Genomic DNA, 13229 nt, shown 5'->3' with positions numbered 1-13229 from the left:
CCGCCGCATCTGGCGCACCGGTCCATGTCGTCCGCGTACGGGCGCACCGGCACGATGACGACGGTCCCGCCACGCGGGTCGTCCTCGACGCGGGGCGTGGAGACCACGACGTTGGCGGGCAGGTGCAGCATGCGCTTGAGCGCGCCGGCTGATATGGTTGGCACAGGCGTTCCCTTGTTCCGGTTCTACTTTCTTGGCGGAAACAAACCATACAGGAGAACGCCCCTCTCATATCCCACACGAAAAAGCCCCGGCAAAGACGCCGAGGCACAACACCCCACCACACAAACTGGCGAAGACTCAAAACTATTGGAGTGGAAGCGGCAGTCGCAGGGCCGTACGGCGATGCTGATCGAGGGGGCTCGGCGAGTAGGCAAGAGCACTCTCGCCGAGGAGTTCGGCAGGAACGAGTACGCGTCATGTCTGACGATCGATTTCACCCACGCCCCGGACGATGTGCTTGGATACTTCGGTGATATGCGCAATGATCTGGATACGTTCTTCCTGTACCTGTCCGCATACTACGGAGTCTCGTTCCACGAGAGGGACACTCTTATCGTTTTCGATGAGGTGCAGCAGTATCCGAAGGCGCGCGAGGCCATTAAACAGCTCGTCGCGGATGGTCGTTATGACTTTATCGAAACCGGATCACTCGTGTCCATCAGGGAGAACGTCAAGGATATCCTCATCCCCTCCGAGGAAAGGTCACTGGCTCTTGATCCATTTGATTTTGATGAGTTCCTATGGGCGATGGGGGAGGAACCGCTGTCTCGTGCGATCGCGGATTCGTATGCGCGGTTGCGACCGTTGCCGGATTCCCTGCATCGCAAGGCGATGCGTTTATTCCGCGAGTACATGCTTGTTGGGGGCATGCCTCAGGCGGTTGAGACGTATATCCGTACTCGTGACTTTCATCAGGTGGATGAAGTCAAACGGGACATTCTCAAGCTGTATCGTGACGATATCGCCAAACATGCCGGTTCTGCTCGACGCCGCGTCACGCTGCTGTTTGATGGGCTGGTTTCACAGCTGTCGCAGCATGAGAAGAAATACCGTGTATCGTCGTTGGAGCCCAATGCGCGGATGCGCGAATACGATGAGGCGTTCTTCTGGTTGGCCGATGCGTGTGTCGTCAATGATTGCGTCAACTCGACTGATCCGACTGTGGGTTTGGGTGCCTATGCGGATCGGGCGACGATCAAATGCTACATGGCGGATACTGGGTTGTTGGTCACTCAGGCGCTCGCCGATTCGAACGTCACCGAGGATGACATCTATCGGGATGTCCTGTTGGGGAAAATCTCCATCAACGAGGGAATGCTGACCGAGAACGTCGTGGCGCAGCTCCTTCATTCCAGTGGACATGCCCTGTACTTCTATTCCCGCAATGACCGTGATGACGCCTCGAGGACCATGGAAATCGACTTCCTGATCGTTTCCCGTTACCCGAATGCGGCGATGAAGCCGCGCGTCAGTCCGATTGAGGTCAAATCGAGCAACCGATACCGTACGTCGTCCCTTGACAAGTTCAAGGAACGGTTTTCCGGGCGTGTGGGGCTGGAGTACGTGCTCCACCCAAAGCCATTGGAAGTCAGAGGCGACAGGCGCTATCTGCCGTTGTATATGGTGGGATTGCTGTGATGACATTCCCGATAACGTTCGTCGATGACAGGACGGGGTCGTCGTCCTGTCATCGACTTCGGGCGATGCTCTGAGCAGCGGACGCCGAAGCGTGCACTCGTCGCCCTACCGCGTGGATTCGCGTTCGATGAGGGTGAATCCGACGGTGGCGGTCGAGGGGCGCCAGTCGCCGTCGGGATTCTCGATCTGGCGCAGCAGCTGGGAGACGGCGATCTGCGCGAGCTGGTCGAGATCGACCGAGATCGTGCTCAGGGTCGGTACCGAGTACTCGCCGGTGCGGATGCCGTCGAATCCGATGACGCGTGCGTCATCGGGCACGCGCACGCCGCGATCGGCGAATCCGCGAATGAGGCCAAGCGCCAGTGAGTCGTTCATGCACATGTATCCGTCGAAATCGGCGTGCTCGTCGGCCAGTTTGTGCGCGATGGCGACTCCTCGTAGCTCGTCCATGCCGGCGATTCTGATGACATGCTCCGGATCGTAGGGGAGCCCGTTGTCGACGAGGGCCGAACGTGCGCCGCGCAGTCGCAGCGGATCGTTGGAGGCGTGATCCTTCATCAGCTCCTCCACCTCCATGTACGGGCAGGTGGTGACGATGCCGATGTTGCGGCATCCGCGATCGATGAGATGCTGCACGCCGGCTCTGGAGCCCATCTCGTTCGGCCAGTTGACGGTGCTGACGGTGGGGTTGTGCAGACAGTCGTCGAGCAGCACGGTGGGGTTGCCGGATTTGACGATCTCCGGTTCCGTGATGCCGGAGGCGTGGGCGATGGTGCCGTCGAACATGCTGCCGGAGAAGTACGGGCTGCGCATGGCCTCGGCGGCGGATTCGGCGGAGTATCCGGTCTTCTGCAGGAACGGGGTGAGTCCGTTTCGTATCACCTCGTTGGACAGCGAGTCGATGAGCTGCGAGTAGAACGGCAGCCGGTACTCGTTGACCATGATGCGGATGATGCTGCTGCGGCCTGATTTGAGCGAGCTGGCCTGCACGTTGACGCGGTAGTTGAGCTTCTCGGCCACGGCGAGCACTTTGGATCGCGTGGATGCCTTGACGCCGGGCATGTCGCGCAGCGCCTTCGACACGGTCATCGGTGTGACGCCGACTTCCTCGGCGATGTCCTTGAGTGTCGGTGCTTTTCCGTTCATGATCCCTGACGTACTTCCTTCTTCGCTGCTTGGCGGATGATGCGGCTGTGCATAGTCCGATGTCGTCTATGGCTGTCCCGCCGCGGTGGTGGTTGAGCTGCCTCTACCTAGTTGACTCAACCATACCTTCGCATCGGGATAACGATAACTATAGTTTATCGGTAACCGTGTGGCAAGAAACGCCGGTTCGCCACGCCGATGAGGGGGAATGAGGGTGTTAAAAACGTTGCAATTCCAAGGATGGTAGCGTAACCTCAGAATCCGGTTTGACAGCTGGGATTCTTTGATGCTATAACTTTTGACTGTGGAGAAAAGTTAACGATAATCATCCGGTTCGCGCCACGAAGATGTGCGATCGAAGCGGCCTTGCAAAGGACCGCTGACGGCGATGGCGAGACGTGGGCCGGATGGTGATCGTAGTGATCTTCAGAAAGGAAGATTCAAAATGACACACCGCAGTGTAGCGAAGAAGAAGATCGTTGCGGCCGTCGCGGGCGTGAGCGCTCTGTCGATGCTGCTGGCCGGTTGCGGCGGCAGCGGCGACAGCGCCCAGATGGAGAACGGCAAGCCCGTCGTCACCATCATGGTCCAGCAGAACACCGCCCAGATCGACGTCGCGAAGATGAAGTGGGCGCAGGACCTTGAGAAGGAGTCCGGTGCCGTCATCAAGTGGCAGCGCGTCGACGACAACGCCTGGGGCCAGCAGAAGAACGCATCCCTGACCGGTGGCGACGTCACCGACCTGTCCATCCGCGCCTACCACCCGGAGGATGCCGCCCAGTACCCGCTCTTCGAGAACCTCGCCGACGACATGGACTCCCTGCCGAACGTCGCGAAGTTCTTCAAGGAGAAGCCGCTTGCCAAGAAGATGGTGGAGATCGACGGCCAGATCAACGTCCTGCCGTCCTCCCGTGGCAAGTCCTTCCAGGCCTCCGGCCAGCACATGCTGATCAACAAGGTGTGGCTCGACAAGCTCGGCCTTGAGGTCCCGAAGACCTGGGACGAGCTGACCAAGGTGCTTGAGGCCTTCAAGACTCAGGATCCGAACGGCAACGGCAAGCAGGACGAGATCCCGATGAACGTGCGCGCCCTCGGCACCGGCTCCCTCGGCAACTGGTGGAGCATGTTCCTGCTCATCAACGGCGCCGGCGTCGTCACCTCCTTCAACGCTGGTCCTTCCGGCCAGGGCATCGCCGTCAAGGACGGCAAGGTCTACAGCTGGGCCACCTCCGACCAGTTCAAGCAGGTCGTCGAGTACTACCACGAGCTGTTCCAGAAGGGCCTCATCCCCAAGGACGCCCTGACCAAGGACGACTCCAAGTACCAGGCCGAGCTCAAGTCCGACGGCGAGACCGCTCTCACCGGCGTGGCCTTCGGCTGGGACGGCACCCAGTTCGGCGTCATCGGCTCCAAGCTCAACAAGGAATACATCACCATCCCGGTTCCGGCCGCTCCGGGCGTCTCCCAGGACGAGACCGTCTGGGACGCCTCCGGTGACTACAACGAGTACGAGGACTACCACATGGCGATGAAGAAGGATCTTCCGGAGGAGACCAAGAAGGCCGCTCTGAAGATCATCAACCTCCTCTACTCCGAGAAGTACTCCGTCCAGCAGCTCTACGGCTCCATCCCGGACTACACCACCGATGACGGCAACCACACCTACACCATCAAGAAGCAGTTCTTCAACGAGGCTGACAATGGCAAGGCTCCGGCCCTGCAGGATCGTCTCGCCGGCTGGATCCCGGACAACGTGAAGTTCAACGGCGCCCAGGACGCCGACTCCATCGTCGCCGCCGATGCCCCGTACAAGGAGCAGTACTCGCACCTCGACCAGACCAAGGACAAGATGCCGGTGTACGTGCGCCAGAACACGGAGGACACCAACACCTTCTCCAACAACAACGCCCAGATCTGGAACTACGGCATCCCGGTGGTCTCCAAGTGGATCCTCAACGGTGGTGTCGACCAGCAGTGGGACGAGTACGTCAAGCAGGTCAACAACCTCGGCATGAAGCAGAACGTCGAGCTGTGGCAGAAGGCGTACGACGCCGCGGTCAAGTAAACCGATGATGTGAACCGGTGGTTCGGCCGACCATGCGAATGGGCGTGGCCGGCCGAACCACCGGGGACCGTCATCCTACTTCACGCGAGTAAGGAGGAGTTGTGTCAAGCGTTGTAGCAAACAATGTGACGCCGGTACGCGCGGCGGCAGGCGTCTCGGACACGGTCGAAGTCATCGACAATGAGAAGGCGCTCAAGGCGATGCCGCTGCCGAAGCGGCTGGCCCGTCACCTCAAGATGTACTGGCACCTGTGGGTGATGGTGCTTCCGGCCATGATCTTCGTGGGCATCTTCGCCTACATCCCGATGTACGCCCTGCAGATCGCCTTCCGCGATTTCGATCCGACCAAGGGCCTGACCGGTGGACGATTCGTGGGTCTCAAGTACTTCAACCAGTTCTTCAAGTCCCCGATCTTCACGCAGGTGCTCACCAATACGGTGCGCATCTCGCTGTGGACGCTGGTCATGGGCTTCATCGCCCCGATCATCCTCGCCCTGCTGATCAACCAGATCGGCTCGAAGAAGATCAAGGGCTTCGTGCAGACGATCACGTACATGCCCCACTTCATCTCCACGGTCGTCATCGTGGCGATGATCAACATCTTCCTGGCTCCGAACACCGGTCTGATCGGCCGCTTCTTCGAGGGCTCCAACCTGCTGGAGAGCACGGGACTGTTCACCACGATCTACTGGGTCACCGAGGTCTGGCAGCACGTCGGCTGGAACTCGATCATCTATCTGGCGGCGTTGAGTTCGGTCGACACATCGCTCTATGAGGCCGCGAAGATGGATGGCGCAGGCCGTCTGCAGCTCATCCGCTACGTCGACATCCCGACCATTCTGCCCACGATGTCCATCCTGCTCATCCTCAACATGGGTAACGTCCTGAACGTCGGCTTCGAAAAGGTCTGGCTGATGCAGAACGCCATGAACCTGCCCGTCTCCGAGGTCATCTCGACCTACGTGTTCAAGATGGGTATTCAGAGCAACCAGATTTCCTACGCAACGGCCATCGGCCTGTTCAACACATTGATCAACTTCTTCTTCCTCGTGCTTGCGAACTTCATCTCCAAGCGCGTGTCGGATACGAGCATCTTCTGATAGGAGGGTATGGGTCTTATGAGCGCAGCAACATCTCAGGGCTCCGTCGCCCCGCGTCTGAGCGGGGACGAGATTCCCTTCAACAAGCATCGCAGGTTCAAGCAGCAGTCGGTCGGCGACTGGATCGTCGACATCATCATCGCCCTGCTTGTGGCGTTGATCGTCCTGCTGATCCTCTACCCGTTGTGGTTCATCATCATCGCGTCGTTCTCCGATCAGGGGCTGGTCTCCACCGGTAAGGTGACCATCGTTCCGCTGGGCTTCCAGCTGGGAGGCTATGCGAAGATCCTGGCCGACTCCCGTATCTGGCTCGGTTACTGGAACACCATCGTGTACACCGTGATCGGTACCGCGCTGAACATGCTGGTCACCATGCCGGCCGCGTTCGCGCTGTCCCGCCGCGAGTTCAAGCCCCGCCGCATCATCCTGTTCTTCTTCACGTTCACGATGTTCTTCGCCGGCGGCATCATCCCGAACTACCTCCTGTACAAGCAGCTGCACCTGCTCAACACGATGTGGGTCTTCATCCTGCCTGTCGCGGTCAACGTGTTCAACCTGATCATCGCCCGCTCGTTCTTCGAGACCTCCATCCCGGAGGACCTGCACGACGCGGCCCAGATCGATGGTCTGAGCTACGGCGGCTACTTCCTCAAGATCGTGATCCCGCTGTCCGCGGCCATCATCGCCGTCATCGGCCTGTACTACTTCGTCCAGCACTGGAACGACTACATGACGGGTCTTATCTACGTGCGTGACTCCTCGAAGCAGCCGTTGCAGATCATCCTGCAGAACATCCTGCTCGCCAACCAGACGCAGCAGGGTGGTGCCGGAACCGGCGGCGCCTCGATGGCCAACCAGCAGCAGCTGGCCGACCAGATCAAGTACGGCGTGATCATCGTCTCCACCCTCCCGCTCCTCGTCCTCTACCCCTTCCTCCAGAAGTACTTCAACAAGGGCGTCATGATCGGCGCGGTCAAGGGCTGAGCGAAGGCAGCGTTGAGCAATACAATTCTTGCCGGAGTCAGCGCGCAAGCCGGAAGGTAAACATCTCTCCTTCCTACCAACCGGTTTGCCGCCGGCCCCGGCATCCTCTTTTTCCCCCGAACTATCTCCCGAAAGGCGTATACCATGACCATTCACCGCGTGCCGCAGCCCCAGGCGCCGGCCGACCCGTACGGCTACCTGCTGGTCCACTTCATCGAGGATCCGGAAGGCTACGCCGAGCGCATCTATCTCGACCTGTCCGACGGCGACAATCCGGAGCGCTGGAATCCGCTCAACGGCGGCCAGCCGATCCTCACCTCGAGCCTCGGCACCACCGGCGTGCGCGACCCGTATCTGACCCGCGACCCCAGGACCGGCCGCGTCTACATCATCGCGACCGACCTGCGCGTGTTCGACGGCTCCGGCCGCGGCTCCGACGCCAGCTCCCCGTGGTACGACTTCTCGCATCACGGCAGCACGAACCTCATCATCTGGTACTCCGACGATCTGGTCCACTGGAGCGAGCCGCACGAGCTCGACGTATCCCGTCGCGCCGACGGCACACACTCCCAGTTGGGCATGGCGTGGGCCCCGGAGGCCCTGTGGGTGCCCGACTACTATCCGGAAGGCTCCGAAGCCGAGCATAACGGCAGTCGCGGCGCGTTCGTCCTGTACTGGTCGAGCAAGCTGTTCGCCGACGACGACGTCGAACACAAGGACGACGACGTCTACGATCGCGTGCTGTGGGGCGCGACCAGCGACTTCACCAACGACACGTTCGAATTCGGTGGCGTGTTCATCGACGCGGGCGTGCCCACGATCGACACCACGATGCTCCAGCGCGAACTGTCTGACGGCACGATCCGCACCTACCGTGCCACGAAGAACAACGGCCCCCACGCCAACATCTGGCTCGACGCGACCAGCGTGCGCCGTTGGTGGGAACCGGGCGTCCTGTGGGAGCCGATCCAGCATGAGATCGGCGCGGATTGGACCGAGAACGGCAGCGCCGGAGGCGTTGAAGGACCGGCCCTGTTCGCATCGCACACCGACGATCGCGTGTACCTGTATGTGGATGTGATCCCGTCGATCGGCTACCGCCCGATGGTCACGACCGATCCGGACAAGGGCTTCGATTATCTGCGTTCCGACGACTTCCACATGGCACCGCACACCAAGCACGGCGGCGTCATCTCGCTGTCTCGCGCGGAATACGAACGTCTCAAGGCCGCCGACGGCACGATCGGCTGATGTCTTTTTCTGAGCGTTTATGATCGCGGTGGACCGAAAACGGTCCATAATGGAAATCAGTCGAAGTCATTGGAAAGGAGCGGCCGTGCATCGGTTCGCACGCGGATATGAATACTTCTGCCGCATCATCCTGATGCTGATGGTCGTGCAGGTCGCGTTCATCGCGCACCTGCTGCTCGGCGTCGTGGTCGTGGGACTCTTCCCCTCGATCGCCGCCTCGTACGCCACCTATCGCACATGGCTGCTGCAGGTGGACGACCGCTCCTGGACCATCACCCAGACATGGACGACGTTCCATCGCGCGTGGAAGGCCGAACTGAAGCGCGCGAACATCTTCGGATGGCCGCAGTTCCTCATCTGGCTGCTGCTGGTGTGGAACTACTATCTGCTCAATTGGAATGACATGGGCAGGCTCGGCATTGCGCTGTCCGGCGTGAGTCTGCTGGTCAACGTGCTCTACGGCCTGTTCATGATGGTCTCGTGGGCCGTGTACGTGAACTTCGACGAAAGCCCGTGGTGGGTGGCGCGCACCTCGATGCAGATGGTCATCGCCCGCCCGTTCTGCTCGTTCATGGTCGCGGTGCTGTTCGTCGTGACCGTGTGGCTGTACACCACGTGGACCGGATTGATGGTCGCGCTCGGACTGAGCGTGCCGATCTTCCTGACGATGATGGCGATCTACTCCTTCGGGCGACTCCCCGGCATGGACGTCCATGTCCTGGAACCAATGGAAAAAGACCTCAAGAAAACCAAGTGATCCCTTTCTTCGGGCTCCCCTTGTCAGGGGAGCTGGCCCGCGAAGCGGGACTGAGGGGTAGTTAAGGCACGGGCTGGAAAACATGACGAACGAACCTTACGAGGCCTATGTGTGGGCCTACTTCACCGGCGACACCGGCGGCAGCGAGCGCGTGAGCCTCGCCGTGTCGAATGGCAACGACGCGCTTTCGTGGCGGGCGCTCAACGGCGGCGAACCGCTGTTCGTCTCGCAGTATGGCACGCGCGGATTGCGTGATCCGTTCATCATGCGATTGCACGGCGATTCGCCCGACGATGCCGGCTTCGCGATCATCGCCACCGACTTGAACGTGGCGGCCCTGCACGGCGACTTCAGCAAAGCGCAGCGCGAGGGATCGCGATATCTGGAGATCTGGGAGTCGAACGATCTCGTGCACTGGGGACCGCAGCGTCACACGCTGGTGTCCGGCCCCGAAGCGGGCAATTCGTGGGCGCCCGAGGCCCACTGGGTCGAGGAGACCGGCGAGTACGCGGTCTACTGGTCGTCGAACCTGTACGGTGACGAGAACGGTGGCGAGGTCTCTCCGGACCGGCGCACCCACCCCACCTACGGGCGCATGATGATCGCCACGACCAAGGACTTCCGCACGTTCTCGCGCCCGCGGGTGTGGATGGACGTGTGCCGGGGCAACGGTTCCGACGGCTTCGGCCTGATCGACGCGACCGTCGCCCGCGACGGCGACCGCTGGTACCGGTTCGTTAAGGATGAGAAGACGATGACCGTGCGCGAGGAATGGTCTGACGACCTGTTCGCGCCGGTCGTAGGGAGCCTGCCGGGGGAGTCGGAGGGTGATTCGGCCTCCGGCTGGCACCTCGTTCGTGAGCACGTCGGCGTAGGACTTCCCAACGGCGAACATGACGAGACCACCGGCGAGCCGAAGCTCTTCACTCGCGGCGAAGGCCCCTGCATCTTCCGCGCGAACCCGGGCGATGTCAACGGCTTCAACTGGTACCTGTTCATCGACCAGCCGCGCTACCACGACGGCCCGAACCATTACATCGGCTTCGCCACGCAGGACCTCGCCGATCCTGACGGCTGGACGCCGGTCAGCGGCAAACTGCGCGAAGGCCTGCCGGTCAATGCGGACGGCGGCAAGCCGCGCCACGGCACGGTGATGCCGATCACCGCCGTCGAACGCGCTCGCCTCCTCGCCGCATTCGGGTGATTCGGATTCCCGCCCGCAGATTGAAGGTTGCATCATGTTGCTGATCAATGACCGTCGAGCTCCCGTCGACCTGGAGCCCGGCTGCGTGCCGGTACTGCGTTGGCGGGATGATGCCGTCAGGGCTGTGGGGAAGCCGGCCGTCGCTGCGGATCCTGCGCATGGCGGCGATCCGGTCTCCTATCAGATCGTCGTCGACGAGACGCCGGCCGATGCGTCCGCCGGTCGCGGCGCGATCTGGGCGTCCTGGAATCAGTCGGCGGCATCGTCCGAGTCTCCTGACATCTGGACGGACGGCGACGCATGGGGTGGCGTCGCTTTGGACGGCCTCGACACCGGTCCCTCGCGCCGCTACTGGGCCTCCCTGCGCTGGCGATACGCCGACGGCACTCACGGCGCGTGGGCCGAACCGGTCATGTTCGGTACCGGTGCCGGACGCACATGGCAGGCCACCCCCATCTGGGGGCCCGACCCCGACGACCGTGCCGGCAATCGGCCCCCTCTGACGAGGGGGCTGTCGGCGAAGCCGACTGGGGGAGAGACCAGCCAGACTACGAAATCCTCCGGCCTCGGCAACGCCTCCGGCTGGGCGTTCCTGCGCGGCGCACTGTCGCTGCCGGACAGGCCCATTCGCTGGGCCGCACTCAACGCGACCGCCGCGTCGACCCGTCCCGCGCGTCAGTTCGTCTATCGCATGTGGGTCAACGGCACGTTCGTCGGCGTCGGCCCGACCTTCCCGATCGGCGACGAAACCCGCTACGACGGCTACGACGTCACCGGACTGCTGCGCCCCGGCAGTGACAACGCGATCGGCGTCATCGCGTACACGATGGATGATCGCCGCTTTCTCGCGCAACTCGACGTGTGCTACGAGGACGGCGCGATCGAACACTACGGTACGGGCGGCGCTGTCACTGATTCCGCGATCGCCGAGGACGCCGCCGGCGCGATGACCTGGCGCGCACTGCCCGAACCGTGGGCCGTGTACCCGCCGTCCGCGTCGATCGGTACCCAATACTTCGAGGCGCCCGCCGAGAACCTCAATGCGGACCGCTTCCCGCGCGGCTTCAGCGAACCCGACTTCGACGATTCCGCGTGGGCGCCGGTGCAGGTGCAGCCCGCGTTCGAGCGGCTGGAAGTCACTCCGACAGACAAGATGATCGCCGTGGACGTGCATCCGGCGATGCTGCGATGCGTGACCCGCGCACTCGATGGCGACGACACCGCACCGCGACTCGTCGGCGTCGTCGCGGATTTCGGTGCGGGCTACATGGGTGGCATCAGGCTGGACCTCGACCCGCGTGAGCCGATCGACGTCACCATCCGATACGGCGAAACCCTGAACGCCGACGGATCGGTGCGCTACCACCTCTCCGCCGGCAACGTGTACGAGGAGCACTGGCACGTGACCCCGGGCAGCGGGCCGCTGGAAACATGGGGCCTGCGCGTGTTCCGCTACGTCGAGATCGACGTTGCGCAGCCGCCCGCGCAACCCTCCTCATGGGATGTGCCCACGCCGACCGGGCTCGATGAACGGGCCGCGGCGATCGGGCGCATCATGTCGCGCGGCATCGGCCCGGACGGCGCGATCAGCGCGATCGCGCTCGTCTATCCAACGGTGACGGGACTTCCGAATCCGCTCTCATACCCCGGCTCGTTCCGTTCCTCCGACCCGGCGCTCGACAGTATCTGGCGACTCTCCGCGCACACCATCGAAGCGTTCAACGGCAACATCTACGCCGATTCGTGGACGCGCGAGCGCGCCCCGTACGAGGCCGACACGTGGATCCAGCAGCGGGCGCACCTCGCGCTCGACGCCGCGCCATCGCTCGCCGAATACACGATCGACTGGCTCGCCGCCAATCGCACCTGGCCCACCGAATGGCCGCTGTACCTGATCCTCGCCGCGCACGACGCGTGGATGTACTCCGGTTCAGCCGAGTTCGTCGGGCGACTGTACGACCGGCTCGTCGCCCTGCTGCCCGAGCGGTACGTCGACGATGAAAGCGGTTTTGTCGTCAAGGAACCCGGCGAATCAAGCCATATGGACGGCGATCTGGTCGACTGGCCGCCGTCCGAGCGTGATGGCTTCGTCTTCGGCGAGGTCAACACGGTGGTCAACGCGCTCGCATCACAGGCGTACGCCGACATGGCCGAACTCGCCGGCGTTCTGGGTCGGGGGAGTGACGCATCGCGATTCGCCCATATCGCCGCGCGCATGCGCTCGGCCATTCACGAGCGGCTTTACGACGCCGATCTCGGCGCGTACCGCGACGGGCTCAACGGGCTCGACAGGGGTGCGCTGCAACCCATCGAACACGCGTCGCTGCACGCGTCGGCGTTTGCGCTCGCCTTCGCCGAAGTACCGCAGTCGCGAGTTGATCGGGTCGCCGCGTTCCTGCGCGGCAGGGGCATGGCGTGCAGCGTGTACTCGGCCGCCGCGTATCTACTCGGGCTGTATCGCAATGGATTCGGCGCCGACGCGACCGCGATGATCGCGGATCCGCGCACCACGCACTCGTGGGCGTACATGCTCGTGCAGGATGCGGGCGGCGCGATGGAGGCGTGGGACATCGCGCGCAAACCCAACACGACCTACTCGCATCCGTGGGGGGCCTCGCCGGCGTTCCTGCTGCCCGAGGGGCTCATGGGCGTGCGTCCTCTCGAACCGGGCTATCGCCGCTTCGAGGTCGCGCCCCAGCCGTGGGGCGGCAAGCGTGCCGGTGGCGTGGGCATCGGCGGCGACGCAGGTGCCGGTATGGGTGCTGTCGACTGCATTCGTGAGGCCTCCGTCGTCGTGCCGACCCCCGCCGGAGACATCCATGCTTCGTATCGGGTGCTTGCCGGCGAATCGTCGGCATCGACGCCTGCGCATGTCCTCGAACTGGACCTGACCGTCCCCTCGCGCACCCGCGCGGATGTGGTCCTGCCGACCGCCAGCTACCGGGATCTCGGCCCCGGGCATCATCATCTCATCGGCTGAAGTCGTGCCGTTGGTCGGCCAGTACTGATTGGGCGGTGTTGGCCGGCCGGTGTTGGTCGGCCGGTGTTGGCTAGCGGCATCGGTAGGCGTTGTGTCTCGTG

Annotated in this window: 9 protein-coding genes; 8 read left to right on the top strand and 1 reads right to left on the bottom strand. The window is 62.6% G+C overall.

All coding sequences use genetic code 11. The features are described from left to right. Positions 1-345 precede the first annotated feature (345 nt). Positions 346-1641, top strand: coding sequence for an ATP-binding protein (locus BCAL_RS06865; protein ID WP_081976598.1), 1296 nt, complete (start codon positions 346-348; stop codon positions 1639-1641). Positions 1642-1746: 105 nt separating this feature from the next. On the opposite strand, the gene BCAL_RS06860 is transcribed toward BCAL_RS06865, so the two are convergent. Then, entirely contained in the window at positions 1747-2787 is a 1041-nt protein-coding gene (locus BCAL_RS06860; RefSeq protein ID WP_043167331.1) for a LacI family DNA-binding transcriptional regulator, read from the bottom strand. 445 nt (positions 2788-3232) lie between these two features. On the opposite strand from BCAL_RS06860, the gene BCAL_RS06855 reads away from it, so the two are divergent. The 7 genes from BCAL_RS06855 (at position 3233) to BCAL_RS12240 (ending at position 13128) form a co-directional block, all read left to right on the top strand. After that, positions 3233-4852, top strand: a complete 1620-nt coding sequence (locus BCAL_RS06855; RefSeq protein WP_043167329.1) for a type 2 periplasmic-binding domain-containing protein — start codon at positions 3233-3235, stop codon at positions 4850-4852. Positions 4853-5052: 200 nt separating this feature from the next. Then, on the top strand, positions 5053-5952 hold the full coding sequence (locus BCAL_RS06850) for an ABC transporter permease (protein WP_081887326.1): 900 nt from the start codon (positions 5053-5055) through the stop codon (positions 5950-5952). 18 nt (positions 5953-5970) lie between these two features. Next, positions 5971-6936: a carbohydrate ABC transporter permease gene (locus tag BCAL_RS06845; protein ID WP_043167326.1), complete on the top strand. Its 966-nt coding sequence runs from the start codon at positions 5971-5973 to the stop codon at positions 6934-6936. A gap of 144 nt (positions 6937-7080) precedes the next feature. Beyond that, positions 7081-8187, top strand: coding sequence for a glycoside hydrolase family 43 protein (locus BCAL_RS06840; RefSeq protein WP_052119293.1), 1107 nt, complete (start codon positions 7081-7083; stop codon positions 8185-8187). Between the two features lie 85 nt (positions 8188-8272). Continuing rightward, entirely contained in the window at positions 8273-8944 is a 672-nt protein-coding gene (locus BCAL_RS06835; protein WP_043167325.1) for a YesL family protein, read from the top strand. 82 nt (positions 8945-9026) lie between these two features. Continuing rightward, positions 9027-10148, top strand: coding sequence for a glycoside hydrolase family 43 protein (locus tag BCAL_RS06830; RefSeq protein WP_052119292.1), 1122 nt, complete (start codon positions 9027-9029; stop codon positions 10146-10148). Between the two features lie 34 nt (positions 10149-10182). Next, positions 10183-13128, top strand: coding sequence for an alpha-L-rhamnosidase-related protein (locus BCAL_RS12240; RefSeq protein ID WP_052119291.1), 2946 nt, complete (start codon positions 10183-10185; stop codon positions 13126-13128). The last annotated feature ends 101 nt before the right edge of the window (positions 13129-13229 follow it).

The sequence above is a fragment of the Bifidobacterium callitrichos DSM 23973 genome (assembly GCF_000741175.1).
Lineage (GTDB): Bacteria > Actinomycetota > Actinomycetes > Actinomycetales > Bifidobacteriaceae > Bifidobacterium > Bifidobacterium callitrichos.
The sequence above is the reverse complement of the archived record's forward strand: the minus strand, read 5'-3'. Positions and strand labels throughout refer to the sequence as shown.